Genomic DNA, 26429 nt, shown 5'->3' with positions numbered 1-26429 from the left:
CTTCGCGTCGTACAGCGGCGTTCCGCGGCTTCCGGAACCCGGATCGGGCATTGTCGGCAGCTGTCCGACGCGGACCGAACCGAGCGGGCGCCCCGTTGTCGAGGCCGGGCACAGGGCCCGGCGTCGTACCGCGGTGCCGCCCACCGTCCGTGATTCCGAGCCGACCGTTTCACAGACGCACTCGCGATGACGCGGTGCGCCCGGCCCGGAACGGCTGGACGGCGGATTCAGTGCCCCGGCACCGCCGCGCCGGGGCACAAGTCTTCGACTCAGGCCGCGGAGGCCTGCTGACGGCGCTTGAGCCGCGCCGGCAGCACGGTGAAGGTGAAGCCACCGGCCGCCATCGCGGCGCCGCCGACGACCAGGAACGCCATGTTGGCGCCGGAGCCGGTCGAGGCCAGTTCCTTGTTCGCGGGCTGCTGCGCCGCCGGAGCGGTGTCGCCGCCGCCGAAGTCGCGAACGGGGGCGTTCTGCTGGTCGCCGTTGCCGCTGCTCGTCCGGGTGTTCCCGTCGCCGCCGCAGTTCAGGTCGAGCCCGCCGGTGGCGTGCGTGGCGTCACACGTGTTGCCGCCACCGGTGCTGCCGCCCGAGTTGCCCTTCGTGGTGGTCCCGGAACCGCCCGAGTTGCCCTTCGTGGAGCCCGAGGACGAGGTCCCCGTGGATCCGGCCGAAGTGCCCTGCGAGCCGGAGGACGTACCGCTCGAGCTGCCCGAGCTGGTAGTGCCGGTGGTCGAACCCGACGTCGTCGTACCGGTGGTCGAACCGGACGTGGTCGTGCCCGTGGTCGAACCCGAGGTGGTGGTGCCCGTGGTCGAGCCCGACGTGGTCTCACCCGTGGTCGAGCCCGACGTGGTCGTACCCGTGGTCGAACCCGACGTGGTCGTACCGGTGGTCGAGCCCGACGTGGTCTCACCCGTGGTCGAACCCGACGTGGTCGTACCCGTGGTCGAACCCGACGTGGTCGTACCGGTGGTCGAGCCCGACGTGTTGCCGGTCGTGGCGCCCACGATCGTGCCGCCGGTGGTTGCGCCGACGACGGTGCCACCGGTGGTCGTACCCGTGGTGGTGCCCGTGGTCGTACCGGTCGTGCTGCCGGAGGTCTCGCCGGGCGGGCACGTGTGCGTCTGCTCGCACCCGTCGTCCGGACCCGGGTCCGCCGCGCTCGCGACGCCCGCGACCGCGAAGGACGCGCCCGCCGCGAACAGCGCGGCGGCGGCTATCCGAGCCGTCCGGACGCGCATTTTGGTTGTCATCAATTAACCCCCAGTTGGTGGGATCCCCGTATCCGCGCCGGCGCGGGTGGGGTCCCAAACGCCGTTGGGCATCACTTCGACGCGCGCCCGTGCCATCCGTGGATGGCACTCGGACTCCGATCGGATGCGTCGCGGCAATGCCGCCGTTCAGACTGGTAACCGGGCGGATGCCGCGTCAAGGGCGTTCGGAGAGGGTTGCGGGGTTAATTCCGATTCGCCGCGAAAATCGGCACGAAAGCGCAACGCGTCACAACACGAAGACCCCCGCGAATACGTGGGGGTCTTCGTGCTCGTGAATCGGGTATGAACCGGCTTTTCGCTCGGCGGACCCCGCCGTTCGCGGCGACTACGCGGCGGCGGACTGCTGTTGCTTGCGCCAGCGGATTCCGGCCTCGATGAAGCCGTCGATTTCGCCGTCGAGCACCGACTGCGGGTTGCCCACCTCGAATTCGGTGCGCAGGTCCTTGACCATCTGGTACGGGTGCAGGACGTACGAACGCATCTGGTTGCCCCAGGACGAGCCCTCGCCCTTGAGCGCGTTCATCCGGGCCTGCTCCTCCTGGCGCTGGCGCTCGAGCAGCTTGGCCGAGAGCACCGCCATCGCGGAGGCGCGGTTCTGGATCTGGGAGCGCTCGTTCTGGCAGGACACCACGATGCCGGTCGGGATGTGCGTGATGCGCACCGCCGAGTCGGTGGTGTTGACGCCCTGGCCACCGGGACCGGACGAGCGGTAGACGTCCACCCGCAGCTCGGACTCGTCGATGTCGACGCGGTCGCTCTGCTCGACGACCGGCAGCACCTCGACGCCCGCGAACGAGGTCTGTCGGCGGCCCTGGTTGTCGAACGGCGAGATCCGCACCAGGCGGTGCGTGCCCTGCTCGACGGACAGCGTGCCGTAGGCGTACGGCACCTTGACCGCGAAGGTGGCCGACTTGATGCCGGCCTCCTCGGCGTAGGAGGTGTCGTAGACCTCGGTCGGGTAACCGTGCCGCTCGGCCCAGCGGGTGTACATCCGCAGGAGCATCTCGGCGAAGTCGGCGGCGTCCACGCCACCGGCCTCGGATCGGATGGTCACCAGCGCCTCGCGCGAGTCGTACTCGCCGGAGAGCAGCGTGCGCACTTCCAGTTCGCCGACCGCCTTGTGCACCGCCGCGAGCTCGTTCTCGGCCTCGGTGCGGGTGTCCGCGTCGTCCTCGGCCTCGGCGAGCTCGAACAGGACGTTGACGTCGTCCAGACGCCGGCGCAGGTCCTCGACGCGGCGCAGCTCACCCTGCAGGAAGGAGAGCCGGCTGGTCACCTTCTGGGCGGCTTCGGGGTCGTCCCAAAGATCCGGCGCCGCCGCCTTTTCGTTGAGCGCGGCCACATCGGCCCGCATCTTGTCGAGGTCGAGGACGGCCTCGATCGACGTCATGGTCGACTCGACGGACTTGAGCTCTTCGGAAGGATCAACGGCAGCCACGCCACCATCCTAAGTGGATCGCGGCCCGGTCTCGGACTCAGCCCGGGTCCGGACTCGACCCGGCGGCCTGGACCCGGCCGTTGTCGGCGCGGATGTACACGTCCACCCGGTCGGTTCCGGCGGCCGTCGCGGCCGGGGCGTCGGCGGTGGCGGTGTTCGGGTCGACCGGCCGCCAGCCGCCCTCGCCGGGCACCGCGCCGAGCAGTCGGCCGTTGCCGTCGCGGGCGAGCACGAGCAGGCCCCGGCCCTGGGTGTAGGCGGCGGCCGGGCGGGCGGACGCGGCCAGGCCGACCCGCTCGGGCTCGCGCCAGGTGCCGTCGAGGAAGGGGATGTGCAGCACCGCGTGGTCGCCGGCGCGCACCACGAACGCGGCCAGCGTGCCGGGGGCGCCGGCGGTGAGCGCGGGCGCGGCCTCGATCCGGCCCGCGCTGGGCACCGTGGTGAAGCCGCTCCAGGAGGTCCCGGTGAGCGATCCGGCGGCCAGGCCGTCGGTGCTCGTGCGCGCGACGATGTCGATGCGATCGCCGGTGGCGACCGCGGCGGGCGCTCCGCCGAGCTTGGTCTTGGCGTCCGTCCTGGTCCACTCGCCGAACCGGCCGTCGGCCAGGGTCGAGCGGTAGAGCAACTTGTCGGTCGCGCCGACCGCGAACACGTCCAGGCGTCCGGGTGCGGCGCTGACCGCGGCGGGATCGTCGGTGGTGCGGAAGGTGGGCAGCCGGCGCCATTCCCCCCAGCGCGGGCCTTCGCCGCCGATGTACCAGAGCCCGCCCTCGCCGTCGCGCTGCACCACCCAGGCGTGTTCGGCGTCCGCCCGGGCCGCCGCCGGGCCGCCCTGGAGCAGCACGGGCGCGGCGGGCAGCGGCACGAACGCGGGCCACGCGTAGCCGGCGCCGGCGCGCTGCGGGGCGGGGCCACCCGAGCCGCCCGCGGGACCCGGGGTGCTCTGCTGCGTGACGCCGGAGGTCTGCCCGGCGGGTCGGGTCGAGGTGCCCTTGTCCCGGGTGAACCACACCGCGACCGCGCAGACCGCCGCGATGGCGAGCACACCGCAGATCACCAGGATCAGTCGGCGGCGCGCGGCGCCTGCGCGGCGGGCCGGTTTGCTCCGGCGGTGCGACTGCACCGGGGCCGCGTCGTCGAACACCGGGCGGGTCAGGTTGGTGTGCGTGTCCCGGCTGCCGTCGGCGGCCTCCGAGGTCCCCGAGACCAGCGGGACCACGCCTGCCGGGCGCGGTACGGGGGTGTCCTGGCGGCCGACGTTCCCGTTGGGGTCGGGCACGTCGAACGCGGGCAGGCCGATCAGCGACGGCAGCGCGGAGCGCAGCCGTTCGCCGAACTCGCGGGCGGTCAACCGGGCGGCGGGCGCCTTGGACAGGCAGGACGCCAGCACCGCGGCCAGCGGATCCGGCAGGCCGGGGATGCCCGGCACCGGTTCGGTGACGTGTCGACGCAGCACCGCGCCGGGGTGCCCGCCGCCGAACGGCGTCCACCCGGTGAGCAGTTCGTACAGGACGGTGGCCAACGCGTACACGTCCACGGCGGCGGTGGGTTGCAGGCCCTCGATGATCTCGGGCGCCAGGTAGTCGGGCGTGCCGATGATCCGGGTGGCCCGGGTGCGGCGCGGCGCGTCGACCAGGCGGGCGATGCCGAAGTCGGTGAGGCGGGCCCGGGAGACCCCGGCGGAGTTGTCGATCAGGATGTTCTCGGGTTTGACGTCGCGGTGGATCACACCCTCGGCGTGCGCGGCGGACAACCCGTCCGCGACGTCGGCCACGATCGCGGCCGCCAGTCGGGGGGTGAGCACACGTTCGCGCTCCAGCCGGGCCCGCAGGTCGGGACCGATGACCAGGTCCATCACCAGCGCGAGGTCGGTACCGTCCACGACCAGGTCGTGCACCCCCACGATGTTGGGGTGGTCCAGGCTGGTCAGCGCGGTGCGCTCCTGCACGAAGCGCGCGACCAACACCTGGTCGGACGCGAGGTCTTCGCGCAGCAGCTTGATCGCGACGGGTCCCTCGGGTCCCTCGCCCTGCCAGACGGTCCCGCTGGCGCCGCGCCCGAGCACCTTCAGGGCGACGTATCGGCTACCGATCTTGCGTGCCAAAGCAGCTCCGTGGACCCAGCGAGCGTGGTGCTCACAGCGGACTTCCCCGACCGCACCCTACGCGGCCGACCCCCGGATCCGGGGACCGTCGGGCAGGACGGCGTGTACGAGGTCGTCCTCGACACGGGCGACCGGGGGATGATTATGCGTCAGTTCTTGGTGTCACCGCCGCCGCCGTCGTTGCCGGAGACGAAGTCCTTGACGTTGTCGTACCAGCCTCGAACGGTATCGAACCAGTCGATAGCGGAGTTCACCCAGTCGCGCAGCGGGCTGAACCAGTAGATGGCGAACAGGATCGCGGCCATGATCACCAGCCGGAGCAGGCAGCCGATGGTGCAGCCCACTCCCGGGATGCTGGTCAGCCGGAACCCGCGTCGCCTGCGCGGCTCGCGCTCGCGCGGTTCCGGCTCGCGCTCCCTCGGCTCGCGCGCCGGCCGTTCCCGGCGGCGCGGCTCGCGTTCGGGTGCCTCCTCGCGCCGATAGCGCGGTGGCGGGGGTGGCGGCGGCGGCCCGGGATCGGCGAGCGGCGGGGCGGGCGGCGCGGCGGCCTGTCGCACCGGCTCGGCGTACGCCGGCTGCGGCGGGTACTGCCGCGGTGGTTGCGGGTAGCCGGGCGGCTGCGTGCTCATCACCCGGGTCGCGTTGGGCGGGCTCGGCGGCGGTGTGCTCGGCGGTGTGGGCGGCGGCGCGGGATAGCCGCTCTGCGCCTGCGGGATGACCCGGGTGGGGTCGCCGGCGCCGGGGCGGGCGCCGAACGCGCTCGCGGCCAGCACCTGGGCGAGCGAGCCGTCGTCGGGCCGTACGCCGGCGACGATGTCGGCGGCCAGCCGCAGCGCGCGGCCCAGACCCGCCGCGTCCGGCCGAATCTCGGGCTGCTTGGCCAGGCAGCGCTCGGTGATCAGCCAGTACGCGTCGGGCATGCCGACCGGGCGGGTCGGCGCCTCGGTCAGGTGGTGGTGCAGCAGCGCGATCGGGTTGGTGTCCCGGAAGGGCGGGTGCCCGGCCACGAGTTCGTAGAGCACGACACCCGCGGCGTAGACGTCCACGGCCGGGGTGAGCGGTCGGCCCTCGGCGGTCTCGGGCGCGACGTAGCTGGGGGTGCCGACGAGTTCGTGGGTGCGGGTGAGCGCGGGCGAGTCGGCGAGCCGGGCGATGCCGAAGTCGGTCAGCATCGGGTAGAGCGAGTCGCCGTTGCGGGCGAGCATGATGTTGGCCGGTTTCAGGTCCCGGTGGATCACCCCGTCCGCGTGCGTCACACTCAGCGCGTCGCAGATCTGAGCCATCGTCAGGGCTGCGGCGGCCGGCGGCAGCGGGCCGTTGTCACGCAGGTAGGTGCGCAGGTCCGGGCCGTCGATCAGGTCCATCACCAGGGCGAGCGTCTCGCCCTCGACGACGAGGTCGCGTACGTGCACGAGGTTGGGGTGGCGCAGATTGAGCAGCAGCGAGCGCTCGCGCAGGAAGCGGGTGACCACGTCCGGGTCGGTGCCCAACTCCTCGCGCAGCACCTTGACCGCGACCGTCTCGCCCGAATCGCGCACGCTCGCGCGCCAGACGGTGCCACTGGCTCCGCGCCCCAGGGTTTCCTGAAGCAGATACTTGCTGCCGACCGGCCGGTCCACGACGCTCCCCACTGTCCTGTCCGCCACCTGGGCGGTGGTGCCGGGTTGCCGTCCACCCTAGGTGGTACTCGGCTACAGACGCATCGACCCCAGGTACGGTTCGCCACGTCGCGGCCGAACCCGAGGCGGTGTCGGTCCGAACCCGGCCGAACCCGGGCCGAACCCGGACCGGATCCAAGCCGGGCCCACGCGGCGGATACTCGATGACGCGGAGCGACTCGACGGCGGCATCGTGTTCGGGCGATTCGCCGGCGACTCGGTCTTTTTCGGTCGAAATTCGGACAAGATCCATCGTCTGTCCGGCTGTAGGCGACATGACGGTCGCGGGTGCGAGGATGCCTCTTGTTTTCTGCTCGGAGGAGGGAGGCGCGCATGCAGATCCGGCTCACCGTGCACGGACCGCAGCGGACCGGACCGGGCGCCGACGTGCTCGTCACCGCGCCGTCCGGGACGACGTTCGCGGGCATCGCGGGCGCGCTGCGGACCGCCTCCGGGACCGAGGGCCAACGCTTCTGGGTGGGCGACATCCGGCTGCGCGACGACACCCCCGTGGGCCGACCGCCGCTGGTGGACGGCGCGCTGGTCACCGTAGACGCGCTCGGCTCCCCCTCGCCCTCCGCCGGATCCCCGCAGTTGCGGGTGGTCGGCGGGCCGGACGCGGGTGGCGTGCACCTGCTGCACCAGGGCGGGGTACGGATCGGCCGCGCGCCCGAGGCCGAGGTGCGCCTGGGCGACCCCGATCTGTCCCGCCTGCACGCCGAGTTGTGGATAGAGCCCGGCCGGATCCGCGTCGCCGACCTCGGCTCGACCAACGGCACCACCGTGGACGGGATGCCGATCGGCCGCGAACCGGTCGACCTGCCGCCGGGCTCGCTGCTGCGGGTCGGCGAATCCACCCTCCAGACCTTCCTGCCGCCGCCCTACGGCTCGCCCGAGGACGGCTCCGGAGCCCGCGCCCGGGCCGACGGCACCGGGCACATCGAGGTGCGTCGCACCGCCCGCGCACAACTGCCGGTGCCCGCCCGCGCCCGCTTCGAACTGCCCGAGGAGACGGCGGGCCGGCGCCGCCCGTTCGCGCTGCGCCGCCGGGCCGCCGGGACCGAGCGGGAGACGATCGAGGCGGCCGCCCGCTCGGCGCTGCTCGACGAGGTGCGCTGGCGACGGGACCAGTCGCCCGATCCGGCGACCCTGCTCCTGGACGCGCTGGCCACCGGCGAGCCCGGCCCGGCGGGCCGGTTGTGGGAGCGCGCGGCCGGCCACCCCGAGGCGCTGGGTGTGCGTCTGGGCGTCGGCGACCTGCCCTCGCGGGTGACCCTGGTGGAACCCTCGACCGTCGCCGGCACGGGCGGCGAGGAGCGCCGACTGACCGCGTTCTCGGTCCCGGTCACCGTCTCGCTCAAGGACACCGTGCTCGGCCTGACCGGGCACCGCCCCCGACTGCTGGGCCTGGCCCGCTCGGTGGTGGCCCAACTCGCCGGACTGCACGGACCGCAGGATGTGGAACTGGTCGTGCTGTGCGCCGACCCGGGCACCGCCGCCGACTGGTCCTGGGCCCGCTGGTTGCCGCACCTGCGGCCGGGCGAGGGTCAGGACTGCCGGCTCCTGGTCGGCCTGGGAGCGGATCAGGTGCGGGCCCGCGCGGGCGAACTGCTGGACCGGATCGACACCGCCGAGCGGGTCCCGGTCCGGCGCACCGTGGTGGTCCTGGACGGCGCGGGCCGGTTGGCCGCCCGTCCGGAGATCGTCCGGCTTCTGGTCGAGGGACCCGCGGCCGGCGTGCACGCGTTGTGTCTGGACGAGCGGGCCGAGGAACTGCCGCCGCAGTGCTCGGCGGTCGCGCACATCGCCGGCGAGGTCGGCACCCGGATCGACCTGATCGGGCCGGGCACCCGGCGCGTCGAGGACGTGGTCGCGGACGCGGTGTCGTCCGCGTGGGCGGACCGGTTCGCCCGTGCCCTGGCCCCGTTGCGCGAGGCCACCCGTCGGGTCACCTCACCGCTGCCGGAGTCGGTCCGGCTCCTGGACCTGCTCAACCTGGATCTGCTCACCCCCGCCAAACTGCTCGCGGGCTGGCGCGAGGCGGGCCGCTCGCCGCGCGCGGTGCTCGGCTCGGACGCGCGCGGCCCGGTCACCGTGGACCTGTCCACCGACGGGCCGCACGTGGTCATCGGCGGCGCCGCGGGCTCCGGCCGCTCCGAACTGCTCGCGTCCGTGCTGTGTTCGCTCGCGGTGGCCAATCGGCCGGACGAGCTCGCCATCGCGCTGGTGCACGGCCCGGAGGGGCTGTCCGAGCTGCCGCACGTGGTGGGACACCTCACCGACGCGGAGATCCCGGCCGCCGGTGACGCGGTCGCGGCCGTGCGGGACGAACTGGATCGCCGTGAGGGGCTGTTGCGCGGCACGCCGTTCGAGGCGTACCGGGCCGGCTCGGACCGGCCGCTGCCCCGGCTCGTGGTGGCGGTGGACGACATAGACCTGCTGGCCGAGGCGTACCCCGGCTTCGTCAAGAGCCTCGCCGACGTGGCCCATCGCGGCGGCGCGCACGGCGTGCACCTGCTGGTGACCACCGGTCAGCCCGCCCGGACCCCGGAGATCGAGGCCGCGGCGGGCGCCGAACTGCGGATCGCCCTGCGGGTGGACGATCCGCAGGCCTCGCGCGTGCTGATCGACGTCGAGGACGCGGCGGGCGTGGACGAGGACTATCCCGGGCGCGGGTTCGTGCGCGGCCGGGACGGCGCCGTCGTCCCGTTCCAGGCCGGCCGGGTGACCGGCCGGATGCCGCGCACGGCCACCCTGCGCCCCACCGTGGTCCGCCAGGAGTGGCAGGAGATGGGCAACCGCCTGGCCCGCCGCCCGACCCCCGTGGGCGGCGGCAAGGGCCCCACCGACCTGGCCCTGCTCACCGGTGCCGTCCGCCGCGCCGCGGAACAACTCGGTACCCCGCTCCAAACCCCTCTGTGGCCCCCGGCCCCCTTGGAGCACCTGGCCCGCAAAGCCCGGTAACGCCCACCCGACCAGGCCGCGGGGCCCCACCAGGCACCCCGCGCCGCGGTAAAACCCCAACCTCCCCACCAGACGCAGCGGGTGGAGCGGGTGGAGCGGGTGGGCAAACAAATCCCGCGCCTACACAGGCAACCCCCGCGCCGGAAACCCACCCAAAAGCTCCCGCACCTCGCCCCGCACGCGCACGATCACGTCCTCGGCTCCGACCCCCGCCGCCGTCACCACCTGATCGATCCACCGCGCGATCGCGGGCATGTGCTCCTCGGCGAGCCCACGCGACGTGAGCGCCGGCGTCCCGATCCGAATCCCGGAGGGGTCGAACGGCGACCGGGTGTCGAACGGCACGGTGTTGTAGTTCACCACGATCCCGGCCCGATCCAGCGCCTTCGCCGCGACCTTCCCGGGCACCCCGCGCCGGGTCAGGTCCACCAGCAGCAGATGGTTGTCCGTCCCGCCCGACACCAACTCGAAGTCGCGCCCGACGAGTTCCTCACCGAGCCGTTTCGCGTTCGCCACCACCGCGTGGGCGTATGTCCGAAACTCGTCGGTCGCCGCCTCGCGCAGCGCGACCGCGATGGCCGCCGTGGTGTTGTTGTGCGGCCCTCCCTGAAGGCCCGGGAAGACCGCCTTGTCGATCGCCTTGGCATGCTCGGCGCGGCACATCAGCATCGCCCCGCGCGGCCCGCGCAGCGTCTTGTGCGTGGTCGTGGACACCACGTCCACGTGCCCGACGGGGGACGGATGCGCCCCGCCCGCGATCAGCCCGGCGATGTGGGACACGTCCGCGACCAGGATCGCGTCCACCTCGCGGGCGATCTCCGCGAACCCGGCGAAGTCCACCGTGCGCGGCACCGCCGTACCGCCGCAGAAGATGATCCGCGGCCGCTCGCGCAGCGCGAGATCGCGCACCTCGTCCAGGTCGGTGCGCCCGGTGTCGGCGCGCACGCCGTAGCGCACGCCGCGGAACCAGGTCCCGGTCGCGGACACCCCCCATCCGTGGGTGAGGTGCCCGCCCATCGGCAGCGCCATGCCCAGCACGGTGTCGCCGGGCCGGGCGAAGGCGAGGTAGACCGCGAGATTGGCCGGTGAGCCCGAGTACGGCTGCACGTTGGCGTGCTCGACGCCGAACAGGGACTTGGCCCGCTCGCGGGCGATGATCTCGATCGGGTCGATGTTCTGCTGGCCCTCGTAGTACCGACGGCCCGGATAGCCCTCCGAGTACTTGTTGGTCAGTACCGTCCCGGTCGCCTCCAACACGGCGGCGGAGACGTAGTTCTCGCTCGGGATCAGCCGCAGCGTGTCCTGCTGCAACAGTTCCTCGGCACGCACCAACGAGGCGATCTCGGGGTCGGTGCGGCGCAGTTCCGGGTGGCGATCGGTCACGTGCCCGTGGATGTCCATGTGTTCTCCGGCTCGGTTCACAGCGAATGTGATCCGGGTGCCCAGGCGGACGACACCTCGTCGGTGGAACCGCCGCTTCCTCGTGGTCGATCCCACGCGTACGCCAGTCGCGGCCCGTTCAGCATACGGAGCGCGACGGTCACCCGCCGCCTCATTACGCAGCGATGATCGAAAGTCACGAATAAGGCTCGTTGCACGGGGCAGGGGTTGTGGCCAACGCCACACCAGGCGTACCACAGGACATCAGCAGGCGGGATCTGTCCACCATCGGGGGAATTCGTGGCGGAAGTGGTACTGGATGCGGTTGGAAAGTTGTATACGGACGGCACTCGAGCGGTCACCTCACTCGATCTGACCGTCGCGGACGGGGAGTTCCTGGTTCTGGTCGGCCCGTCCGGATGCGGGAAGACGACCGCGTTACGGATGGTCGCCGGCCTGGAGGAGATCAGCGAGGGCACGATCAGCATCGGCGACCGAGTGGTCAATCGGGTGCCCTCGCGTGACCGGGACGTGGCGATGGTGTTCCAGAGCTACGCCCTGTATCCGCATCTGAATGTGCGGGACAACATCGGATTCGGGCTCCGATTGCGGAAGTTGCCCAAGGACGAGATTCGCGAACGGGTCACCAAGGCGGCCCGCACCCTGGGCCTGGAGGAGCACCTCGGCCGCAAGCCGAGGCAACTCTCCGGCGGTCAGCGGCAACGGGTCGCGATGGGCCGGGCGATCGTCCGGGAGCCGCAGGCGTTCCTGATGGACGAGCCACTGTCCAATCTCGACGCGAAGCTACGCGTGCAGATGCGCGCCCAGATCGCCCGACTGACCCGCGAACTCGGGGTCACCACGCTGTATGTGACGCACGATCAGACCGAGGCGATGACCCTCGGCGATCGGGTCGCGGTGATGAAGAAGGGCGTCCTCCAGCAGGTCGCCCCACCGCAGGAGCTGTACGACCACCCGGTCAACCTGTTCGTGGCCGGCTTCATCGGCTCGCCCGCGATGAACCTGATGACCGGCACGCTGAACCGCGACGACGCGGACGGCACCACGGTGGCGATCGGCAGCCAGCGGTTGACCGTGCACCCCGACGTGCTCGCCGCGCGCCCGGCGCTGGCCGGCTACCACGGTCGCCCGCTGATCGTCGGCATCCGCCCCGAGGACCTGTACGACACCGCCCTGGAGGGCGCCGAGCCCGCCGAGGGCGCGGTGTTGCGGGCCGAGGCCGACCTGGTCGAGGCGATGGGTTCGGAGGTGCTCGTGCACGTGCGCGTGGACGCGCCGCCCGCGGTCACCGAGGACGTCCAGGAACTCGCGCGCGACGTGGGCGCGGAGGACACGGTGCCGGACCCGGGCGCGGCCCATACCGAGCTGGTGGCCCGCTTCGGGCCGCGTACCCGGGCCCGCGAGGGCGCCGATGTGGTGATGCGGGTGGCAACCGACCGGCTGCACTTCTTCGACCCGGAGACGGGTCTGTCCATTACGGAGGACGCGTGAAGCGGTTCGTGGGCGCCTTGGCGGTCGCCTCGATGCTCGCCATGGGTCTCGCGGCCTGTAGCGACGACGGCGACGACAAGGGCAAGAAGAGCGACGCGACCCCCGGCGGGAGCGGCGCGCCGGCCGTACCCCGCCTCGACGGCACCACGGTGAGCGTCGCGGCGGTGTGGACCGGTGACGAGCAGGCCGCCTTCAAGAAGGTGCTCGCCGACTTCGAGAAGCGCACCGGGGCCAAGACCGAGTTCATCCCCACCGGCGACAGCGCCTCCACCTTCCTGGGCCAGCGGGTCGAGGGCAACGCGCCGCCGGACGTGGCGTTCCTGGCCCAGCCGGGCGTACTCCAGCAGTTCGCGCAGAAGGGCTGGATCAAGCCACTCGCGGCCGACGTGCAGCAGGCCGTGCAGGCGAACTTCGCGACCCAGTGGCAAAAGCTGGGCTCGTATCAGGACAAGCTCTACGGCGTCTACTACAAGGGCGCCAACAAGTCGCTGATCTGGTACAACGCGAAGGTCTACGAGAACGCGGGCGCCACCGAGTCCAAGACCTGGGACGACCTGCTCAAGAACGCGGGCCTGATCTCCGACTCGGGCACCCCGCCGTTCGCCATCGGCGGCGCCGACGGGTGGGTGCTCACCGACTGGTTCGAGAACATCTACCTGAGCCAGGCCGGCCCGGAGAAGTACGACCAGTTGGCCAAGCACCAGATCCCGTGGACCGACCCCTCGGTCAAGACCGCCCTGGAGACGCTGGCTCAGGTCTTCGGCAAGAACGACTGGTTCCCCGGCGGCAGCGGCGGCGTGCTCCAGACCGAGTTCCCCGCGTCCGTACCGCAGGCGTTCGGCGATCCGCCGAAGGCGGGGATGATCTCGGGCGGCGACTTCATCGGCACCAACATCATCAAGGACACCAAGGCCAAGATCGGCACCGACGCGAAGTTCTTCGGCTTCCCCGCGGTCGGCACCGGCAAGGCACCGGTGGTCACCGGCGGCGACGTGGCCGTGGCGATGAAGGACTCCCCCGGCGCCCAGGCCCTGCTCAAGTATCTGGCCTCGCCGGACGCCGCCAAGGTGTGGGCGCAGCAGGGCGGTTACCTGTCGCCGAACAAGAACCTGGACATGGCGTCCTACCGCGACGACACCACGCGCGGGATCGCCAAGAACCTGATCGCCGCGGGCGACGACTTCCGCTTCGACCTCTCCGACCAGGCGCCCGCCGCGTTCGGTGGCACCAAGGGTGAGGGCGAGTGGCGCGATCTCCAGGACTTCCTGCGCAACCCCTCGGACGTGGCCGGGGCGCAGAGCAAGCTCGAAGCGGACGCCGCCAAGGCCTACGCGGGCGGGTGACCGACGTCGATGAGTGAGAAGGCACCCGTACAGGTCGCGGTGCCCGAGAAGACGAAGCCGACGCCCGCGCGCGAGTCGCGCGGGCTCGGTTCGGGCGCCCTGTTGGGCTGGCTGTTCCTGCTGCCGGCCATCGTCATGCTCGCCGTCCTGGTCGCCTATCCGATCGTGTGGTCGCTGATCCGCAGCCTGTTCGGCGCGGACGGCTGGTCGGACTTCGTGGGGATCGACAACTACAAGGAACTGTTCACCGACGACGACACCTTCACCGCGCTCAAGAACAACCTGATCTGGGTCCTGGTGGTGCCCGCCGTGGTCACCTCGCTGGGTCTGGTCTTCGCGGTGCTGACCGAACGGGTCAGGTTCGCCACCGCGTTCAAGCTGATCGTCTTCATGCCGATGGCCGTGTCCATGCTGGCCGCGGGCATCATCTTCCGGCTCGTCTACGACCGCGATCCCGATCAGGGCGTGGCCAACGCGGTGATCACCAGCGTGCACGACATGTTCGACGAGGGCGCGCCGTATCCCGGCGCCCGACCGCGCAACGACACCGTGCTCGCGCCGCAGGGCGGCGGCTTCATCACCAAGGCCGGTACCGCGCCCGGCGGTACCGCGCTGTTGCCGCTGGTCGCGCTGCCCGCGGACAAGATCCCCACCGACGCGCGGGACGCCAAGCCCGCCGTGCCGCCCGCCGGGGGCCTCGGCGGCGTGGTGTGGGTCGACTTCACCAAGGGCAACGCGGGCAAGGCCGGAGTGGTCGACCCCGGCGAGAAGGGCCTGCCCGGGGTACGGGTCGAGGCGGTCCGGAACGGGAAGACGGTGGCGAGCGCGAGCACCGGCAAGGACGGCTCGTTCACCATGCCCGCGTCCGCCGCCGAGGGCGGCCCGGTGCAATTACGGCTGACCGAAGGCAATTTCGCCAAGTCCTTCGGCGGCTACGACTGGCTCGGGCCCAACCTGGTCACCGCCGCGATCATCGGCGCCTACATCTGGATGTGGGCGGGCTTCGCGATGGTGCTGATCGCGGCCGGCCTGGCCGCGATCCCGCGGGACGCGCTGGAGGCCGCGCGCGTGGACGGCGCGACCGAGTGGCAGGTCTTCCGCCGGGTCACCATCCCGCTGCTGGCCCCGGTGCTGGTGGTGGTGATGGTCACGCTGGTGATCAACGTGCTGAAGATCTTCGACCTGGTGTACATCATCTCGCTGGGCTCGTCCCAGAAGGAGGCCAACGTGCTGGCCCTGCAGATGTACATCGCCTCCTTCGGCGGCGGCAACAACCAGGGCCTGGGCAGCGCCATCGGCATCCTGCTCTTCCTGCTGGTGCTGCCGGCGATGTTGTTCAACATCCGTCGCTTCCGAAGGGAGAACCGGTGAGCACGTCCGTGACCCCCGACCTGACGAAGCCTCGGAAAGCGCCGGCGCCCCCGGAAGGGGGCATCAAGCGCGGCCTCGCCTCGCGTATCGTCGGCCGCACCGGCGGCGGTCTGGCGGCGGTCCTGCTGGTGCTGATCGCGCTGTTCTGGCTGATGCCCACCTTCGGACTGCTGGTCTCCTCGCTGCGCGATCCGCAGGAGATGAGCAAGTCCGGCTGGTGGAAGGTGCTGGGCAAGCCGAGCGACCTGACCTTCTCCAACTACGACAAGCTGCTCGACAACAAGGACATGACCCGGGCGTTCTTCAACACCATCTGGATCACCGTGCCCAGCACGCTGTTGGTGATCCTGATCGGCTCGCTCGCGGCCTACGCCTTCGCCTGGCTGGAATTCCCCGGTCGGGACTGGCTGTTCCTGATCGTGGTCGGGCTGCTGGTGGTGCCGGTCCAGGTGGCGCTGATCCCGATCTCGAAGCTGTACGGCGACACCGGGTTGTTCGGCACCATCCTGGGTGTGGTGCTCTTCCACGTCGCGTTCGGCCTACCGTTCGCGGTGTTCCTGTTGCGCAACTACTTCGCGGGCATTCCACGCGACCTGCTGGAGGCCGCCCGGATGGACGGCGGCACCGACCTGACCATCTTCTTCCGGGTCATCCTGCCGCTGGGCCTGCCCGCGATCGCGTCGCTGGGCATCTTCCAGTTCCTGTGGGTGTGGAACGACATGCTCATCGCGTTGATCTACGCGGACACCGAATCGGCGCCGCTGACCGTCGCGTTGCAGTCCCAGTCCCGGGCGTTCGGCGCCAACATCGACGTGCTGGCCCCCGGCGCGTTCCTGTCGCTGATCGTCCCGGTGGTCGTCTTCTTCAGCTTCCAGCGCTACTTCGTCCAGGGCGTGATGGCAGGCGCCGTCAAGTAGTCGTCGAGGAGGCGAACATCCCCTCGATGTCGAACAGGCGTCCTGGGCAACGGCCGCGGGGCCGTCCGGCGAAGTCCGGGCGGCCCCGCGGCCTGTGTGTTTCGTGCCGCCATCGTTACGGATCCGACTTCGGGAACGGAATTCCATGTGACATCGTCCGAAGGCGTAGGGTGCTCCCCGCCGCTTCGAAACCGGCTCGGGGGTGCACCAAACGGGGGACATACGTCATTTCGGGGGAACAATGAGGGGAAATCGCCGAACCGGTTTTCTACGGACCCTGCTGATCGCGCTGGTCGTCGAAACCGTGCTGATGAGCGCGACCGCCATCACGTTGGCGGTCATGTCGTTCGCCGTGCGCGACGACCGCAAGAGCCTGGAGGGCCTCGGTGATCTGCTGCTGATCGCGTCGGTGTTGTGCGCGGGCATCGCGGTGGTGAGCGGCATGGGCGTGGCCGGCGTGCGCGACGCGATGCGGCGCGGCACCGGGGCGCTGGGGCGCGCGGCCGCGGTGGGCCTGATCCACGTGTTCGTGGCGCTGGTGGCCACGCTGATGACCACTCCGCCGTGGACGGTCCTGGTGGCCGGCCTGCCCGCGATGATCTACCTGCCGTGCTGGTGGGCGGTGCGCGAGCGCAGTCACCACGAGCTGTTGATGCTCGAACCGTAGCGGGTCGACGCAAGCGAACCGCACAGGCCGCCGGCCCGGAACCCGCGTGGGTTCCGGGCCGGCGGCCTTCTCGCACCGATCAGCTCTTGCTGCCGGTCCGCAGCAGCGTACGGATCGTCCGCATCGCGACCGAGAGCGTCGCGAGGTCGTAGTTCTCCGCTTCCTGCAACTCGTCCAGCGTGGACCGGGCGCGGGTGAGCACGGCCGCGTTCCGGTGCTCCCACGCCTTGAACCGCAGCTCCGGGGTGTCCTCCGGTTCGCCGGAGGCGAGCACCTCCGCGGTGAGCCCGGCCTGCGCCGCGTACAGGTCCTCGCGCAGCGAGGCCCGTGCCATCGACTTCCACCGGTCGCTGCGCGGCAGTTCGATGATCCGGTCGAGCAGGTGCGCGATCGGCAGCCGGTCGGCGATGTCGAAGTACACCTGCGCGACGTCGAGCACCGCGCGCTCGGACTCGTGCGCCACCTCGACGATGTCCAGGGCGGCGTACGCCGAGGACATCCCGGCCACCGCGGTGGCCAGTTCGGTGGGCACGCCCGCCTCGGTGAACTCCTCGTACAGCCCGTCCATCCAGGCCAGGTCCGAGCCGCGCAGCACCTTGGGCAGGTGTGCGACCACCTCGGCCACACCGTCGCGGAAGAACTCCACCTGCGCGGCGATGTCGATCTCGCGCCGACTGCCCAGGAACCAGCGGGTCGCGCGCTCGATCAGCCGCCGGCTGTGCAGCCGCAGCTTGGTCTGCATCTCGGCCGGGACCTTGTTGTCCAGCGCCGCGATCGCACCCATGACCCGGTCCGCGCCGAAGATCTCCCGCGCGGTGATGTGCGCCCGGGCCACCTCCTCCGCCGACGCGCCGGTCTCCTCGCGCATGCGGAACATGAACGAGAGGCCGCCGAGGTTGACCACCTCGTTCACCACGACCGTGGTGATGATGTCCCGACGCAGCGGGTGTCGGTCCATCTGCTCGGCGAACCGCGCCCGCAGCGCGCTGGGGAAGTAGCGGTACAACTCCCGGGCCAGGAACGGGTCGTCCGGCAGGTCCGAGGCGATCAGGTCCTGGGCCATCACGATCTTGGTGTACGCGAGCAGCACGGCCAGCTCGGGCTGGGTCATCGCCTGCCCGTTCTGCTGCCGCTCGCGCAACTGCCGGTCGGTCGGCAGGAACTCGATCTCCCGGTTGAGGTGCCCGTCGCGCACCAGCCGGCGCATGTACCGCATGTGCACGTGCAGCAGGCTGGTGGCCTGGGCGACCGCGTTCTCCAGCGCGCAGTTCTGGCCGTAGTTGGCGGCCAGCACCAGGTGCCCGACCTCGTCCGTCATGGCCGCGAGCAGCTCGTTGCGCTGCTTGAGGGTCATGTCGCCGGCGGCGGTGACCTGGTTGAGCAGGATCTTGATGTTCACCTCGTGGTCCGAGGTGTCCACGCCCGCCGAGTTGTCGATCGCGTCGGTGTTGATCCGGCCGCCCGCGAGCGCGAACTCGACCCGACCGAGCTGCGTGCAACCCAGGTTGCCGCCCTCGCCGACGACCTTGACCCGCAGGTCGGCGCCGTTGACCCGGATCGCGTCGTTGGCCTTGTCGCCGACGTCGGCGTGCGACTCGCCGCTCGACTTGATGTAGGTGCCGATCCCGCCGTTCCAGAACAGGTCAGCGGGAGCCTGCAGGATCGCCTTCATCAAATCGGCCGGAGTGAGTCGGATCACCGCGTCCGGCAGCCCCAGTGCCTGCCGCACCTGCGCGTTGATCGGCACCGACTTGGCGGTGCGCGGGTACACCCCGCCGCCGGCCGAGATCAGCTCCTTGTCGTAGTCCGCCCACGAGCTGCGCGGCAGGTCGAACAACCGGCGCCGCTCGGCGAAGGAGACCGCCGCGTCCGGGTTCGGGTCCAGGAAGATGTGCCGGTGGTCGAAGGCGGCCAGCAGCCGGATGTGCTCGGACAGCAGCATGCCGTTGCCGAACACGTCACCGGACATGTCGCCGATGCCGACCACGGTGAAGTCCTCGGTCTGGGTGTCGTGACCCAGTTCGCGGAAGTGCCGCTTGACCGACTCCCACGCGCCGCGCGCGGTGATGCCCATGCCCTTGTGGTCGTAGCCCGCCGAGCCGCCGGAGGCGAACGCGTCGCCCAGCCAGAAGCCGTACGCCTGCGCGACCTCGTTGGCGATGTCGGAGAACGTCGCGGTGCCCTTGTCCGCGGCCACCACCAGGTAGGTGTCGTCCGTGTCGTGCCGCACCACGTCCGCCGGCGGCACGACCTCGCCGTCGACGAGGTTGTCCGTGATGTCCAGCAGCGCGCCGATGAAGGTGCGGTAGCAGGCGATGCCCTCGGCCAGCCAGGCCTCGCGGTCCGCGGGGTCCGGCAGTTGCTTGCAGAAGAATCCGCCCTTCGCGCCGACCGGCACGATCACGGTGTTCTTGACCATCTGCGCCTTGACCAGGCCCAGGATCTCGGTGCGGAAATCCTCGCGCCGGTCCGACCAGCGCAGCCCGCCGCGCGCGACCGCGCCGAAGCGCAGGTGCACGCCCTCGACCCGGGGCGAGTAGACGAAGATCTCGAACCGGGGCCGCGGCGCGGGCAGGTCGGGGATCTCCTGCGGGTCGAACTTGAGCGAGAGGTAGTCGTGCGCCTCGCCGTCCTCGCGGTGCTGGAAGAAGTTGGTCCGCAGGGTCGCCTTGATCATCGCCAGGAACGAGCGCAGGATGCGGTCCTCGTCCAGGCTGGCCACCTGGTCCAGGGCACCTTCGATGGCCTCGACGATGCCGTCCACCAGCTCGGTGCCGGCCTGCTGGTGGCCCGGCGAGAAGCGGGCCTCGAACAGGTTCACCAGCAGCCGCGTGGTGTGCGGGTTGGAGACGAGGACGTCCTCGATGTACTCCTGCCCGAACGTGGTCCCGGCCTGCCGCTGGTACTTGGCGTAGGCGCGCAGCACCATCGCCTGGCGCCAGGTGAGCCCGGCCCGGAAGACCAGCGCGTTGAACCCGTCGTTCTCCGCACGCGCGGTCCAGGTCGCCGAGAACGCGTCCTGGAACAACTCCTTGACGTCCTCGGGCTGCCCGTACATCGCCGCGGCGTCGTAGCGCAGACCGAAGTCGTACACCCACGCCACGGTCCCATCGGCGCGGCGCAGCTCGTAGGGCCGCTCGTCGACGACCTCCAAGCCCATCCGCTGCAGGATCGGCAACACCTCGGACAGTGACACGTGCCGACCGGTGCGGTAGATCTTGAAGCGCCGCTCGCCGGGCAGTGCTCCTATCGGCTCGTACAGGTGCAGCTTGAAGTCCGCCTCGGGGGTCAACTCCTCGACCCGCTTGAGGTCGGCGACCGCGGTCCGGGGCGGGAAGTCGGACTTGTAGCCCTCGCCGAACGCGTGTGCGTAGCGGCGGGACAGTTCGGCCGCGCTCTCCTCGCCGCATTCGGCGACGAGGGCCTCGCCGAAGTCGTCGATCCACGAGCGGGTGGCCTCGGACAGCAGTCGTTCGATGTAGTCCACGTCCGGGTCGCCGAGTTCGGCGCCGGTGGGCACGCGCACGGTGAAGTGCAGGCGTGCGAGCACGGATTCGGTGTTGCGCGCGGTGTAGTCGACCACCGAACCGGCCAGCTCGGCGAGCAGGATGTCCTGCATCTTGAGCCGGACCTCGGTGGTGTACCGGTCGCGCGGCAGGTAGACCAGGGCCGAGTAGAACCGGCCGTACTCGTCCTTGCGCAGGAACAGCCGCAGCCGGCGTCGCTCCTGGAGGTAGAGCACGTTGATCACGATGTCGTGCAGCTCGTCCACGGCGATCTGGAACAGGTCGTCGCGCGGGTAGGTCTCCAGGATCTGCAACAGGTCCCGGCCGTCGTGGCTGACCGGCGGGAAGCCCGCCTTCTCCAGCACCGCGTGCACCTTGCGGCGCACCACCGGGATGCGCTGGACGCTGTCGGTGTACGCGGCCGAGCTGAACAGTCCCAGGAAACGACGCTCGCCGACCACGTTGCCGGCCGCGTCGAACTTCTTCACACCGATGTAGTCGAGGTAGGCCGAACGGTGCACGGTCGCCCGCGAGTTGGCCTTGGTCAGGATCAGCAGCTGTTTCTCCCGGGCCTTCGCGCGAGCCCGGGTGGAGAGCCGACTGAAGGACGCGGACAGGTCCTGGTCGGCACGCAGGATGCCCAGGCCGGTGCCGGGCACCGCGCGCAGCACGTCCTCGTCGTTCTCGCACACCAGGTCGTACTCGCGGTAGCCGAGGAAGGTGAAGTGGTCCTCGGAGAGCCAGCGCAGCAGCTCCCACGCCTCGCCGATCTCCTCCTCCGGCAGCGAGGCCGGCGGGTCGTTGGCGAGTTCGTCGGCAAGCCGCAGCGACGTGTCGCGCATCTTGGTCCAGTCCTCGACCACCTCGCGCACGTCGCTGATGATCCGCTGCAACCCGGTCTCGACCGAGCGCAGGTCCTCGCGGTCGCTCTCCCGGTCGATCTCGATGTGCATCCAGGACTCGACGATCGCGTCCTCGGGCACCCCGTGTGCGTCGGTGGTGTCCACGATCTCCAGCAGCTCGCCGGCGATGGTGCGCCGGACGATGAGCTGGGGGTGGATCACCACGTGAATGCTGCGTTCCTGGCGGGAGAGCTCGTTGGTGACCGAGTCCACCAGGAAGGGCATGTCGTCGGTGACGATCTCGACCACGGTGTGCCCGGAGGCCCAACCGTTCTCCTCCACCGTGGGCGTGTACGCCCGGACTCGCGCGGTGCCCTGAGGGCGCTCCGCCGCGAGTCGACAGTGCGAGATCGCCGCACCGTACACGTCCACCGGATCGCGATCGATCAGGTCGTCGGGTGCGGTGTGCCGGTAATAGCGGGACAGGAGGACATCGAGGTCCACCCGGTTCGGGCCCTCGGGCCCGCCGCCTCCGTGCTGTGACGATGCCGCTCGTGCCGCTTCCGCCGCTCGGGCGAGAAGCTCCGCCTTCGCCTCGTCCAGCTTGCTCTGCATGATGCTGCCGCTCCTGTCGCGCGCCGTTGCGTGACCATTGCCGTCCCCGGGCGTGCCCGGCTGTGTACTGCCGGTACCCGCTTTGTCGCGAGTACCTGTTTCAGGCGACGTGCGCGGGCTCACGGTGGTTCCGGGACTCCGTCGTCCCGGCTCGCGGCCCACGCGGCGTCGCCGCATCGTCAGGCTACTCGCGTGCCTCCCGGCCGCCGAGAGGGGATCTCGGATCACCCTGTAAGGAATTTCCGGCTCGGTCCGGACACCTCGTACCCATTGCCTCGAAGGCGGCGCTCGGGGCACCGTGGACGCGGGACGAACGACGCAACGCACGGGCGGGACGGACTCGGTGGGGAGACGATCGTCATGGCCAAGAAGGTGCTGCTGATCGCCGGCGACGCGGCGGAGTCGCTGGAGGTCCTGTATCCGTACCAGCGCCTGCGCGAGGAGGGCTACGACGTGCACGTCGCCGGCCCCTCGCGCAAGAAGCTCGCCTTCGTCGTACACGACTTCGTCGAAGGCTTCGACACCTTCACCGAGAAGCCCGGCTACACGTGGCCGGCCGACTTCGCGTTCGTGGAGGTTCGGCCGGAGAACTACGTGGCCCTGGTGCTGCCGGGCGGGCGGGCTCCGGAATACCTGCGCAACAACCCGGTCGTCCTGCGCCTGGTGCGGCACTTCTTCGAGGCGGACAAGCCGATCGCGCAGATCTGTCACGGCCCGCTGATCGCGGCCGCCACGGGGATGCTGGCCGGGCGGCGCACCGCTGCCTACCCGGCGATCGCGCCGGACGTCAGAGCCGCCGGCGGCACGTGGGTGGACGGCGAGGCGGTCGTCGACGGCACCCTGGTCTCCGCCCGCACCTGGGTCGACCACCCGGCCTGGATGCGCGAGTTCGTCCAGGTGCTGCGGGCCAAGGCGCCGGCCTGAGCGGTCGGCACCCGCGGCGGCCGGCCCACGGTGGTCGGCCGCGCGGCGGTCGGCTCCGCGCCGGTCAGCCCATGTGCGGATAGTGGTACGCGGTCGGCGGGTCGAACGTCTCCTTGATCGTGCGGGTGCTGGTCCAGCGCATCAGGTTCTGCATCGCGCCCGCCTTGTCGTTGGTCCCCGACGCCCGCGCGCCGCCGAACGGCTGTTGGCCCACCACCGCGCCGGTGGGCTTGTCGTTGAGGTAGAAGTTGCCCGCCGCGAAGCGCAGGAAGCCCGCGGTCTGCGCCAGCGCCCGCCGATCGCGCGCGATCACCGAACCGGTGAGCGCGTACGGCGCGGCCGACTCCATCTGCCGCAACATCGCGTCCCAGTCGCCGTCCTCGTACACGTGCACGCCCAGCAGCGGCCCGAAGTACTCGGTGGTGAACACCTCGTCCCACGGATCCTCGGCCAGGACCACGGTGGGCCGGACGAACCAGCCGACCGAGTCGTCGTAGGTGCCGCCCGCCAGCACCAGCAGGCCGTCGCCGGCGTGCGCGCGATCGATCGCCGCCTTGAGCTTGGCGAACGCGCGCTCGTCGATCACCGCGCCCATGAAGTGCCGCAGGTCCGTGACGTCGCCCATGGACAGGCCGTCCACCTCGGCCAGGAACGCGTCCCGGAACTCGCTCTCCCAGATCGAGCGCGGGATGTAGGCGCGCGAGGCGGCCGAACACTTCTGCCCCTGGTACTCGAACGCGCCGCGCACCAGCGCCGTGCGCAGCACGTCGTGATCGGCGCTGGGATGCGCGACCACGAAGTCCTTGCCGCCGGTCTCGCCGACGATCCGCGGATAGCCGCGGTAGGTGTCGATGTTCGCGCCGATGGTGCGCCACAGGTGCTTGAACGTCGCGCTCGACCCGGTGAAGTGCAGCCCCGCGAAGTCCGGGTCGGCCAGCGCGACGTCGGAGACCGCGACACCGTCGCCGTGCAGCAGGTTGATCACCCCCGGCGGCAGCCCCGCCGCCTCCAGGAGCCGGATCAGATGGTGCGCGGCCAATGCCTGGGTGGGCGCGGGCTTCCACACCACCACATTGCCCATCAGCGCCGGCGCGGTGGGCAGGTTGCCCGCGATCGCGGTGAAGTTGAACGGCGTGACCGCGTACACGAAGCCCTCCAGCGGCCGGTGGTCCAGCCGGTTCCACACCCCCGGCGAGTCGATCGGCTGCTCGGCCAGGATCCGCCGGGCGAAGTGCACGTTGAACCGCCAGAAGTCGACCAGTTCGCACGGCGCGTCGATCTCCGCCTGCTGCACCGTCTTGCCCTGACCGAGCATGGTCGCGGCGGCGATCGTCTCGCGCCACGGCCCGGCCAGCAGGTCGGCCGCCTTGAGCAGGATCGCCGCGCGGTCGTCGAAGTCCATCGCGCGCCAGTCGGGCGCGGCCTCCTTCGCGGCGATCAGCGCGGCCCGCGCGTCCTCGTGCGTCGCGTTGGCCAGCGTGCCCAACTCGCCCGCCCGCCGGTGCGGCTGCACGATCTGCACACGCTTGCCCGCACCCATCCGGTGCTCGCCACCGATCGCGTGCGGCAGGTCCACCGGCGCGTCGGACAACTCGGCCAGCCGCGCCGTCAGGCGCTCCCGCTCGGGAGAGCCCGGCGCGTAGCCGTGGACGGGTTCATTGCTCGGCCGGGGCACCCGGGTCACAGCATCCATGGATGCGCAGTGCCCGCGAATTCGACAATCGATGCGCCGGGGCACCGACGCGAGGGTCAGCCCGGATACGTACGCGCGAGCGCCACCGCGTCCGCGAGCGAGTCCACCACCGGCACGCCGACCCCCTCCAAACTGGCCCGCGCGTGCGATCCGCCCGTGTACAACACCGCCCGCGCGCCCACGTGCAGCGCCGCCGCCGCGTCGTCGGCGGCGTCGCCGATCAGCACCACCTCATCCGGCTCCCGGCCCAGCGCGGCCAGGTGCCGGACCAGGTGCTCGGCCTTGCCGCCGCCGGGCGGACCCACCCGCCCGTCCACCCGGACGAACCGCTCCTCGATCCCGAACCGGCGCACGAACGGCATCAGCGACTCGTGCTCGGTCAGCGACAACAACGACTGGGTGCCGCCCTCGTGCTGCCACCTGCGCAGCAGTTCGTCCGCGCCGCCGGCAAGCTCGCACAGCGCGCTGTGTGTGGCGTAGACCTGCTGGAAGGCGTCGTCGAGCAACACCCACTCGGCGGCATCGGGAACCCGGCCGGTGACCTTCTCGTAGAACTTCGGCACGGGCACGCAGTAGAGCTCGCGATAACGCTCGAGGGTCATCGGCGGCAGCCCCAGCAGCGCGAACGAGGCGTTGGTGGCCGCGATGATCGCGTCCATGTCGTGGAACAGCGTGCTGTTCCAGTCCCAGACCAGGTGCGGAGGTCGACTCTTCATGGACCTTCATTGTGCCGTGGGCACGCTCACAGCAGATCGGCAAGCTCCTGTGTCGCGAACCACAACAGCTCGTGCTCCTCGGTCGCCTCGATCAGATCGTCGGTGAGCCCGCCGGCCAGCGCCGCGGCGATCGCCTCCTCGGCCTCGGCGGTGTCCATGTGCACCGCCGCGATCCGCTTGCGCGGCACCGTCGCGTCCACCAGCACCGCTCCCGGCCCGTCCTGCGCGCGCACGCTCACCAGGTGGTCCGGTACGTCCGCCGCCAGCACGATCCGACGCGTGCCGCCCGGTTCGCCCGCGAGCAGCCGCAGCGAGGTCTCGGCGGCCCGGGTCAGCGCGCCGTACTCCAACTCCTCCTCGTCCTCGCTCTCGTACCAGGCGCGAAACGCGTCGGTGACCGCGTACGCGGGCAGCGGTGCCGACACGATCGCGCCCTCGGCGTGCACCGAGGCCAGACCTGCGGGCGTGGTGGGGATGAACACACGCATCGGGCGACTCCAATCGAGTGAAATCCCGGCATCCGTTCGAGTTCGCCGAACGCCGGGGCGACGGTCGACCTACCGCCACATTGCGTGAGTCGACGCGCGTCAGCGTAATCCCAGACCGGCCAGACGAATGGTTGACCAGGCGCCGCGAGCCGGCTAGGAAGTGCCTGCACACGTCCCGGTCGGGGGAACGAGCGGAACGGGTGCGCGGCCACACCCGACGCTCGCGTCCTCGCACGCCTTTCGCACGTCTTCGCACAGCTTCACGGGGAGGACCCATGGTCCACACGAACACCGTCCGCACCACGACGCCACCGCACCTGTACGTGGTGCGGGCACCCGCCGGCGAGAGCCCCTTCGATCCGGCCCCGGCCGGGCGAGCCGATCGCGGCATCCTCCCGCTTCGCCCGCCCGCGCACCGGGCCGCGCTCGTGCACGGCTCGCTCGCGCTCGCGCCCGATCCGGCCTTCGACCCGCCACCCGCACCACGCCCGGCACTGCGGCTGATCCGCGCCCTGGACGAGCCCGACCCGGCCGAGGCCAGGCTGCGCGCACGACGGCTGGCACACGCGCTCGCCGAGATCGGCTCCGGCCTGCGCGCGGTCACCCAGTTGCGGCCGTACGCCTCCGCCGCCGTCTACGCCACCACACACCACCTGGTCCGCCGACTCGCCGCCCGCCGGGTCGGCCGGCTGAGCGTGGAATCGTGCGGCGGCCGGGCCCCCGCCGACGGCGTCGCCGAGGGCTACGCCCGGCTGCGCGCGGCCTCCTGGGTCCTGACCCTCGCCTTCCGTCTCGAACGCGACGCCCCCACCCGCCGACCCACCGACACGTGGTTGTGCACCGCGCTGGAACACGACGGCCGCACGTGACGCGGAAGACCCGAGGGTCCGGACCACAGTCGCGGTCCGGACCCTCGGGTCGATCCATCACTTCGGACAAGCCGTCGGCCACCAGGCTGCACGTCGGCCATCCAGCCCGTCCGGCGTTCGAGGACAGGCCGGCCGCAGGCCGGCCGAG

Annotated in this window: 17 protein-coding genes and 1 riboswitch; of the genes, 8 read left to right on the top strand and 9 right to left on the bottom strand. The window is 71.2% G+C overall.

What is annotated here, in order from left to right:
* Positions 1-269: 269 nt before the first annotated feature.
* From ACZ4FV_RS14550 to ACZ4FV_RS14535, 4 genes are all read right to left on the bottom strand, one after another.
* On the bottom strand, positions 270-1253 hold the full coding sequence (locus ACZ4FV_RS14550) for a hypothetical protein (RefSeq protein WP_465322719.1): 984 nt from the start codon (positions 1251-1253) through the stop codon (positions 270-272).
* Between the two features lie 346 nt (positions 1254-1599).
* A complete protein-coding gene (prfB, locus tag ACZ4FV_RS14545) occupies positions 1600-2712 on the bottom strand; it encodes a peptide chain release factor 2 (protein ID WP_465322718.1) in 1113 nt (370 codons plus the stop codon).
* A gap of 37 nt (positions 2713-2749) precedes the next feature.
* Complete coding sequence (locus ACZ4FV_RS14540; RefSeq protein ID WP_395863399.1) at positions 2750-4816, bottom strand: protein kinase domain-containing protein; 2067 nt, start codon at positions 4814-4816, stop codon at positions 2750-2752.
* 149 nt (positions 4817-4965) lie between these two features.
* Positions 4966-6462 (bottom strand): serine/threonine-protein kinase, encoded by a 1497-nt coding sequence (locus ACZ4FV_RS14535; protein WP_402234102.1) that lies wholly within the window; start codon positions 6460-6462, stop codon positions 4966-4968.
* A gap of 345 nt (positions 6463-6807) precedes the next feature.
* On the opposite strand from ACZ4FV_RS14535, the gene ACZ4FV_RS14530 reads away from it, so the two are divergent.
* Positions 6808-9438, top strand: a complete 2631-nt coding sequence (locus tag ACZ4FV_RS14530) for an FHA domain-containing protein (protein ID WP_395863403.1) — start codon at positions 6808-6810, stop codon at positions 9436-9438.
* 120 nt (positions 9439-9558) lie between these two features.
* Here the strand turns inward: ACZ4FV_RS14530 and ACZ4FV_RS14525 are convergent, their stop codons facing one another.
* Positions 9559-10839, bottom strand: coding sequence for a serine hydroxymethyltransferase (locus tag ACZ4FV_RS14525; RefSeq protein ID WP_395863405.1), 1281 nt, complete (start codon positions 10837-10839; stop codon positions 9559-9561).
* A 32-nt stretch (positions 10840-10871) separates the two neighbouring features.
* Positions 10872-10960, bottom strand: a riboswitch (ZMP/ZTP riboswitch).
* Positions 10961-11118: 158 nt separating this feature from the next.
* On the opposite strand from ACZ4FV_RS14525, the gene ACZ4FV_RS14520 reads away from it, so the two are divergent.
* The 5 genes from ACZ4FV_RS14520 to ACZ4FV_RS14500 all read left to right on the top strand — a co-directional run bounded on the left by ACZ4FV_RS14520 (position 11119) and on the right by ACZ4FV_RS14500 (position 16628).
* Complete coding sequence (locus ACZ4FV_RS14520) at positions 11119-12330, top strand: ABC transporter ATP-binding protein (protein WP_395863407.1); 1212 nt, start codon at positions 11119-11121, stop codon at positions 12328-12330.
* On the top strand, positions 12327-13673 hold the full coding sequence (locus ACZ4FV_RS14515) for an ABC transporter substrate-binding protein (protein WP_402234100.1): 1347 nt from the start codon (positions 12327-12329) through the stop codon (positions 13671-13673). Before ACZ4FV_RS14520 ends, ACZ4FV_RS14515 begins: the two co-directional genes overlap by 4 nt.
* A 9-nt stretch (positions 13674-13682) precedes the next feature.
* Positions 13683-15044: an ABC transporter permease gene (locus tag ACZ4FV_RS14510; protein WP_395863411.1), complete on the top strand. Its 1362-nt coding sequence runs from the start codon at positions 13683-13685 to the stop codon at positions 15042-15044.
* Complete coding sequence (locus ACZ4FV_RS14505; RefSeq protein ID WP_395863412.1) at positions 15041-15961, top strand: carbohydrate ABC transporter permease; 921 nt, start codon at positions 15041-15043, stop codon at positions 15959-15961. The genes ACZ4FV_RS14510 and ACZ4FV_RS14505 overlap by 4 nt, the downstream gene beginning before the upstream one ends.
* 241 nt (positions 15962-16202) lie before the next feature.
* The gene (locus ACZ4FV_RS14500; RefSeq protein ID WP_395863413.1) at positions 16203-16628 is read left to right on the top strand and encodes a hypothetical protein; all 426 of its coding nucleotides are present in this window, start codon (positions 16203-16205) and stop codon (positions 16626-16628) included.
* A 79-nt stretch (positions 16629-16707) separates the two neighbouring features.
* On the opposite strand, the gene ACZ4FV_RS14495 is transcribed toward ACZ4FV_RS14500, so the two are convergent.
* Positions 16708-21591: an NAD-glutamate dehydrogenase gene (locus tag ACZ4FV_RS14495; RefSeq protein WP_395863415.1), complete on the bottom strand. Its 4884-nt coding sequence runs from the start codon at positions 21589-21591 to the stop codon at positions 16708-16710.
* Between the two features lie 360 nt (positions 21592-21951).
* Here ACZ4FV_RS14495 and ACZ4FV_RS14490 point away from each other — a divergent pair, with 360 nt between their 5' ends.
* The gene (locus tag ACZ4FV_RS14490; protein ID WP_465322717.1) at positions 21952-22515 is read left to right on the top strand and encodes a DJ-1/PfpI family protein; all 564 of its coding nucleotides are present in this window, start codon (positions 21952-21954) and stop codon (positions 22513-22515) included.
* A gap of 64 nt (positions 22516-22579) precedes the next feature.
* Here ACZ4FV_RS14490 and pruA read toward each other — a convergent pair whose 3' ends face one another.
* Genes pruA through ACZ4FV_RS14475 form a run of 3 tightly spaced genes read right to left on the bottom strand, consistent with a single transcriptional unit; the run spans position 22580 to position 25412 of the window.
* Positions 22580-24208, bottom strand: a complete 1629-nt coding sequence (gene pruA, locus ACZ4FV_RS14485; protein WP_395863419.1) for an L-glutamate gamma-semialdehyde dehydrogenase — start codon at positions 24206-24208, stop codon at positions 22580-22582.
* Between the two features lie 56 nt (positions 24209-24264).
* The gene (locus tag ACZ4FV_RS14480; RefSeq protein ID WP_395863421.1) at positions 24265-24924 is read right to left on the bottom strand and encodes an HAD family hydrolase; all 660 of its coding nucleotides are present in this window, start codon (positions 24922-24924) and stop codon (positions 24265-24267) included.
* A gap of 26 nt (positions 24925-24950) precedes the next feature.
* Positions 24951-25412 (bottom strand): DUF6912 family protein, encoded by a 462-nt coding sequence (locus tag ACZ4FV_RS14475; protein ID WP_402234097.1) that lies wholly within the window; start codon positions 25410-25412, stop codon positions 24951-24953.
* 275 nt (positions 25413-25687) lie between these two features.
* On the opposite strand from ACZ4FV_RS14475, the gene ACZ4FV_RS14470 reads away from it, so the two are divergent.
* Positions 25688-26281 carry an Rv3235 family protein gene (locus ACZ4FV_RS14470; protein WP_395863425.1) on the top strand — a complete coding sequence of 198 codons (594 nt, stop codon included), beginning with the start codon at positions 25688-25690 and terminating at the stop codon, positions 26279-26281.
* The last annotated feature ends 148 nt before the right edge of the window (positions 26282-26429 follow it).

Source organism: Embleya sp. NPDC025285 (assembly GCF_055558835.1).
The sequence above is the reverse complement of the archived record's forward strand: the minus strand, read 5'-3'. Positions and strand labels throughout refer to the sequence as shown.